General features: G+C 68.5%; 8 protein-coding genes, 1 pseudogene and 1 riboswitch. Of the genes and pseudogenes, 4 read left to right on the top strand and 5 right to left on the bottom strand.

Annotated features, from left to right (window positions below):
- Positions 1 to 496 precede the first annotated feature (496 nt).
- Together AC08OX_RS13625 and AC08OX_RS13630 are read left to right on the top strand one after the other, a co-directional pair.
- Positions 497 to 967, top strand: coding sequence for a DUF6879 family protein (locus tag AC08OX_RS13625; RefSeq protein WP_476608167.1), 471 nt, complete (start codon positions 497 to 499; stop codon positions 965 to 967).
- Positions 900 to 1817, top strand: a complete 918-nt coding sequence (locus AC08OX_RS13630; protein ID WP_476608168.1) for a helix-turn-helix domain-containing protein — start codon at positions 900 to 902, stop codon at positions 1815 to 1817. Before AC08OX_RS13625 ends, AC08OX_RS13630 begins: the two co-directional genes overlap by 68 nt.
- 842 nt (positions 1818 to 2659) lie before the next feature.
- Here the strand turns inward: AC08OX_RS13630 and AC08OX_RS13635 are convergent.
- Together AC08OX_RS13635 and bluB are read right to left on the bottom strand one after the other, a co-directional pair.
- Entirely contained in the window at positions 2660 to 2905 is a 246-nt protein-coding gene (locus AC08OX_RS13635; protein ID WP_476608169.1) for a type II toxin-antitoxin system Phd/YefM family antitoxin, read from the bottom strand.
- Complete coding sequence (gene bluB, locus AC08OX_RS13640) at positions 2898 to 3662, bottom strand: 5,6-dimethylbenzimidazole synthase (protein ID WP_476608170.1); 765 nt, start codon at positions 3660 to 3662, stop codon at positions 2898 to 2900. The genes AC08OX_RS13635 and bluB overlap by 8 nt, the downstream gene beginning before the upstream one ends.
- A gap of 36 nt (positions 3663 to 3698) precedes the next feature.
- Positions 3699 to 3896, bottom strand: a riboswitch (cobalamin riboswitch).
- A 381-nt stretch (positions 3897 to 4277) separates the two neighbouring features.
- Here bluB and AC08OX_RS13645 point away from each other — a divergent pair.
- A complete protein-coding gene (locus tag AC08OX_RS13645) occupies positions 4278 to 4415 on the top strand; it encodes a hypothetical protein (RefSeq protein WP_162238920.1) in 138 nt (45 codons plus the stop codon).
- A gap of 43 nt (positions 4416 to 4458) precedes the next feature.
- Here the strand turns inward: AC08OX_RS13645 and AC08OX_RS13650 are convergent, their stop codons facing one another.
- The 3 genes and pseudogenes from AC08OX_RS13650 to AC08OX_RS13660 form a co-directional block, all read right to left on the bottom strand.
- Complete coding sequence (locus AC08OX_RS13650; protein WP_476608171.1) at positions 4459 to 4752, bottom strand: hypothetical protein; 294 nt, start codon at positions 4750 to 4752, stop codon at positions 4459 to 4461.
- Positions 4736 to 5059: pseudogene (locus AC08OX_RS13655) on the bottom strand (Rpn family recombination-promoting nuclease/putative transposase); the annotation flags it as partial. The pseudogene AC08OX_RS13655 and the gene AC08OX_RS13650, both read right to left, overlap by 17 nt.
- 128 nt (positions 5060 to 5187) lie before the next feature.
- Positions 5188 to 5715, bottom strand: coding sequence for an NUDIX domain-containing protein (locus AC08OX_RS13660; protein ID WP_476608172.1), 528 nt, complete (start codon positions 5713 to 5715; stop codon positions 5188 to 5190).
- Positions 5716 to 5807: 92 nt separating this feature from the next.
- Here AC08OX_RS13660 and AC08OX_RS13665 point away from each other — a divergent pair.
- The coding region (locus AC08OX_RS13665; protein ID WP_476608173.1) for a hypothetical protein at positions 5808 to 6233 on the top strand (426 nt) is incomplete at its 3' end.

Consider the following 6233-nt stretch of genomic DNA (forward strand, 5'->3'; position numbering starts at 1 on the left):
CCTTTACTTCTTGGCAATGGCTGCGGTTCTACTGCTTCCATGTGGACACCGTTCACGACAGCCTTCAACGTGCAAGGAACTCAACTGCACCGCACCGCTTGGACCTCGCCTCCAGCTGGTTGACAGCTCCCGGCCCAAGCCGCGAGCATGGTGCGAACGGTTCGCAAGATTTCGAGCAACGGAGGTAGGCCCGTGCGCGCTCGGTTCCTCGGTAAGGACCCCAAGTCTCAGGTCGACAACTCGCCCACCCTGTTCGCCACCGACCGCACTGACCGCGTGACCTACATCGCGCAGGGGTAGAAGGTGACCGACCCCAGGCGCTCGCGGACATCGGTGCCGTCCCCGATCACGAAACCTTGATCGAGATTCCGGAAGACGTCCTGAAGTTCTACGCCCGCCGCTACCTGGAGCAGGAGGAGGAGCGCTGACCCAGCTCATCCCGCCCGGCCCCGAGTTCCGGCAGCTCTTCCACTCCTTCGAGCACACCGCGTACCGCTTGGAGGCCCGCGACACCTACGACGCGACCTACGAGCAGGAGTCACTGGAACGGTTCCTCGCAGGCGAGCCGGACGATCTTCCGTGGATGCGCAGCTGGCTGGACATGCTCCATGAGGCGACAGCGGCCGGCCGGCGGTTCGCCCGGGTCCGCGTTGTGAGCCTGCCCCTGACCGGCTACAGCCGCTTCGGCGTGTACTGCGCGCAGTTCACGAACGGCGCCGGCGAGGACATCCGCTACCTGCCACGTGACCAAGCTGAGGCCGCCAGGCTGCCCCACCACGACTACTGGCTGTTTGACTCATCCAAGCTGGTCCGGATGCACCTCGACGAAACCGACCGCTTCCTCGGTGGGCAGATCATCGAGGACTCGGCCGAGATCGTACGTCACAACGTGTGGCGTGATGCCGCCTGGCACCACGCCGTCAGACGGGACGACTTTGCCACCCAGCAGCACCTCGGACGCGTCTAACGTCCAAGAGGCGCGCAGCGCCCTCGGCAAGCGGCTCCGCGAGCTTCGTACCTCGGCCAGTCTGAGCGGCCGGCAGCTCGCGGAGTCCTTGTCATGGCCGCCGTCGAAAGTCTCCAAGCTGGAGAACGGCCGGCAGACCCCGACAGACGATGACATCCGGGGTTGGACCGAGGCAACCGGCGGTCAGCCAGAGGCCGAGGCCCTGCTGGCTGCCCTCCATACACTCGAAGTGCAGCACGCCGAGTGGCAGCGCATCCTCCGCGCCGGCCTGAAGCCGCGGCAGCAAGAGCTGATCGAGTGGGACGCGCGCACCCGCCTCTTCCGGGCCTTCGAGGCCACAGTGGTCCCCGGCCTCCTCCAGACCGCCGAGTATGCCCGCGCTCGCTTCGCCGAGAGCATCCGCCGGTTGAAGCTGCCGAATGACATAGGCGACGCCGTGGCCGCCCGGGTGCGACGGCAGGAGATCTTGTACCGCCCCGACAAGCGCTTCCACTTCGTGCTGACCGAGGCGGCGCTGCGGTTCCGGCTCTGCCCCTCCGAGGTCATGGTCGGCCAGCTCGACCGCCTGATCTCCTTCTCCCAGCTGCCCAATGTCCGGCTCGGGATCATCGGCTTCGAGACGCAGTACGCCACTTCGCCGTGGCATGGCTTCTGGATCTACGACGCCGAGCGGGTGCTCATCGAGACCTTCAGCGCGGCGCTTGACCTCCGGCAGCCGCAGGAGATCGAGCTGTACGCGGGCACCTTCGAGCAGCTCGCCGCCGTCGCCAGCTACGGCCGGTCCGCACGGGCGATCATCAACCGCACCATCGACGATCTTGCCGACGACATACCCCTGGATGGCTCGTAATTTCGCTCGTGCCACGACCGGCTCCATAGATTCGAGAAACCCCTAGAAATTTTCTGGCCAGATGCCGTGGTCGCTCCCTACCCTCCGACTCAGACAGGTCACCGCCCCGACCCAACGGGGCATTGGAGGGCACAGGTGAGCACCCTCGTCCCGCTGCTGGGCAGCGGGCAGATCGAGCAACTTCCCCCACGGGCGCGCGAGGTCGTGGAGTACCGCAAGAGCGGCCTCTCCCTGAACCACATCCAGGGCTGCCCCCTGGACTGCGCCTACTGCATCCGCCACACCTACGGTCTCTGGGACCAGCGCCGGCCGCAGGCGCTCATGTCCGACGCCGAGGCCGTCGAATGCCTGGTGACCCACCCGTACTTCCGGGCGGATGTCACGCCCGTCCAGCTCTTCAACAGGGCCACCGAGCCGTTCCTCCCGGCGGTGAAGCCGCACACTTTCGCCGTGTTGGAGGATCTCGACGGCCGGGGCCTGACCAACCATGTCCTCGTCATCACCCGCCACCAGGTGGGGCCCAAGGACTGCGAACGGCTGAATCGGTTGAGGCACGTCAAGGTGACGCTCTTGTTCACCTACTCCGGCATCGACGAGGCGCGCATCGAGCCGTACCCCTCCTCCGTGGCCGCAGCCTCCCTGAGGCTGGCGACGAAGGTCCAGCCCCGGCGCTACCGCACGGTGCTCTACTGGCGTCCCCTGGTTCCCGGCCTCAACGACACCGACGAGCACCTGGCCTGCGCCGCCGCCCTCAGCCGCCACGCCGACGCCACCGTCTTCACCGGGCTGTTCTACCGGGACCAGATCGCCAGCTACTACCAGGCGGCCAGGTTGCCGGAGCCCTACGCGGGCACCGCTCGCCGCAAGATCGTGCCGGAAACCCTGGAGCAGCGGGTCCTGGAAAGCTTGGATGGTGGCGGCACCGTCTTTCGCAAGACCTCCTGCACCAGCCTCGCCCACGGTCGTCCGTTGCGAGTGATGACGATCGATTCTCCCGCGTGCGCACGGTCAACCCAGGTACCCACGGCGTGGCTGAGATCCCGCATGCTCACCACAGTCATGCCTGAAGTCCAACAAGTGTTAGACATCCGCCGGCCCCTCGATTCCAGGATCAGCGGGAGCACCGTCCCCGGACGGCCACTCGCCCCCGGACGGCCACTCGCCCCCGGACGGCATCGCGCCCCAGCGCTCGGCGTGGACGGCGTCGGCGAGGGGACGCCGCCGGGCCCAGCCATGGCGTTCGAGGTCGGGAACGTGCTCAAGGTGGGTTACCGGCCCGAGGCAGAGCCACGCCACGGGCCGGATGTCGGCGGGGATGGCGAGCAGGTCACGAACGAACGGCTCCCGGTAGAACGACACCCAGCCCACCCCGAGGCCCTCGGCGGTTGCGGCGAGCCACAGGTTCTCGATCGCCAGGCACACCGAGTACAAACCGGCGTCGGCAATGGCGTGCCGCCCCAGCACCGCCGGCCCGCCGCGGTGCGGATCGTAGGTCACGACCAGCGACAACGACGACTCCAGGATGCCGTCGATCCTGATCCGGGCGAACCGGGCTGCACGCTCACCGGCCAGGGCCCCGGCGAAGACGGCGCGCTCGCGGTACACATGGGTGTGGAAGGCCCGCCGGGACCGCTCGTCGGTGACGAGGATGAAGTCCCAGGGCTGGCTGAGGCCGACGCTCGGCGCGGCGTGAGCCGCCCCGAGCACCCGGTCGAGCACGTCGGCGGGGATCGGCGCGCCGGTGAACTGGCCGCGCACGTCGCGCCGCCGGTGCAGGACATCGTAGAGGTCCGTGGGGCGGAGGTTCGTAGGGTGGCTGTCGGTGGGGTGGCTGTCGGTGGGCATGGCAGGCTCCCGCTGTCCGGCCGCCCGCACGACGACGGGCGACGTCGATGCGGGGCCGGTCTTCGGACTTCCGGATCAACGCCGGCCGTCCGCCTTCCCGGACCCGAGGGCCCAGTGGCTGCGCGACGCGCATGGACGGCGACTTCCCGGTTACCGCGGCGGGCCCGTGCCGGACTTTCACCGGCTTCCCGATTCTCCCCGGTCCCCCGGGGCACCCCGCTCATGATGCCATTGGGGACGATACAGGATAAATCGACATACCAAGGTGACGGCGATCCGTCGACCGGTGAGTTTGGGGGACCTGAGCACGGTCTGCGGGAAGGTCATCCCGGTCTGGCAACGGAACAGGCGGCTCAAGGTACGTTCACTCGCCCCGACGGTGGCGCCGAACTCGGCCCGAGTCCGCGGATCGGCGGGGTCACCGGCCAGCGCCGCTGTGAGCGTGGCGACGCGGTCGTCGCGTGGTTGGGGCAGGCCGAGCCGTAGCTCGGTCACCTGCCGCAACGAGCGCAGCGGGACGGCTGTCAGGTCCGTCGCGGTGAGCGCCCGGATGATCTCGCGCAACAGGAGGGTACGGCTACCACGGTCGGAGCGGGGGACCCGAACGGATCATCCATGTCCGGGAAGGCCAGTACGTGCATATGGGTGGGGGTGCGCCTGGTGCGCGTGGTCACCGACGCGATCCCCCGCGGCGACCCGGCCAACATCGCCGCGGCCGGGCTGAAGGCGCGTCAGGACGCGTGCTCGTGCTGACAGGCAACCCGCGCGAAGAGAGCTACCGCGGCGTTGCAGCTGGTCAGAGGAAAAGCTGGTCGAGCGTGTCGGCGGTCAGGACGCGAGCGGTCCAGGTCTGGAGCTGGCAGGCGGAGGCGTCGTGCACGGCGGCGAGCGCGGCCTCGGGAAGCGGACCGAACTTGAGGGTCAACAGCTGGAGGAGCGACTCGACACGACCCTCGACGCGGCCCTCGACACGGAGCATCTCTGCGATGGTCATGTAGGCATCCTCCGCCTCAGGGCCAAGGCCGGCGATCAGGTCATGCAACTCGTCGCGGGCGTCCGCTTCTCCGACCAGCTCAATGTAACGCAGCAAAGTGGCGAACTCCTCCCTGCCATCCGGGCCGTCGAGGACCGCGCGCAGTTCGTCGACCCACGGCCCACGGTCGCAGGTCCTGGGCGAGCCGGGGGTTACCAGGGACAATCTTGAGGAGGAGCAGAGTGAGCCGCACCGAGTGCGTCAGCGGACGCTCCCGCAGCTCCCGCTCGTCAACGCGAACCAGGTCATCGAGCAGGAACTGGAACCGGGGCAGATGCTCCCGCCAGGCGCCGGCGAGGTCCGGAGCCAGGTCGACCAGGTCGAGCACCTGAGTCGGGGCGACCCACGCGTGCTCGTTGTGGTGTCCGAGAAACGGGGCTCACCTCATCCGCGCCAGCTCCACCGCCCAGGCCCGCGCGGAGTTGTCGAGGGCGGGCTGGTGCAACTTGCCTGTACTTCTGTTGAACGTCGTCGCAGCAGCGCCCGGGCGGGTCAGCTACAGCCGTCCTGGAGGTAGCGGACCCCTCCACCGGCCAGCACGGCAAGCGCCGCCTGCACCCGGCGCCACACGTACGGCCGGAGCAGGTGGGCCGCCTCCCCCGGGGAGCAGAAGCGGACGGCCGCTAGCTCCGGGTCCACGGAGTGGAGCCCTCGCGCTTGCCCCCGGGTGAGCGTGCCGCCGTCGAAGACGAAGGCCAGCAGATCATCCCATGGCCCATGCGGTGACACCCAGTCCACGCACAGTAGCTCGCCCACATGCGGGTCGAGGCCCAGTTCTTCCTTCAGCTCCCGCCGCAGGGCATCCCGAGGCGGCTCGTTGGCTTCAGCCATCCCGCCCGGTAGATCCCAATCCGGCTTGTATGTCGGGTCGACAAGCAGGAGGCGGCCGGCTTCGTCGCGGATCAAGGCATCAGCTGATACCCGCTTGCGGGCTTGGCGGGCATTGCCTTCGGCCAGGTGGGCGAACTCGGCAGAGTCGCGGCCGACGTAGCTGGCTTCCCACTCCTGCTCGATGTTCATGAAGCCTCAGCGGGCCGGGGTCGTGGCAACGCCATGGTCATCCGCCCAAGAAAATCGGCTACGGGCCCTACAGCCGCGTGAGGTTCAAGCCGGTGGCCAAGGGCTCGAAGCTGGCCCACTACCCGGTCCGAGGCCAGGTGCGGCGTCACGTCGAGTACCTGGCCGCCGGCTTCACAGGCCCCTTCAAGGTCGCCGGCCCCGAGACGCACCGTCGCCAAGGTCAGGTTCCCGAAGGCCCGGCTACGCACCCGGTCGGGGCCTCGAAGCTCCAGTACGCGGGCAACCTGGTGCTCGGCTCCGGCAAGGTCACGAAGATCCCGCAGACAGATGGCGGCCTCAGCGGCCAGGGCCGCTTCGTCAAAGGGACTCAGCCACTCATGGCCGCCGGTGGCGGCGCGGGACAGTTCCAGCTCTGCGGCTTGGAGGGCGGCCAGGCACTCAGTCGGTGCGCCAGCCAGGGCACTGCCCCGAGCCTTCATGGCATGGAGCCGGGTACGCAATGCGCCACAACCCGGATC

The organism is Frankia sp. CoBUL1 (assembly GCF_978021245.1).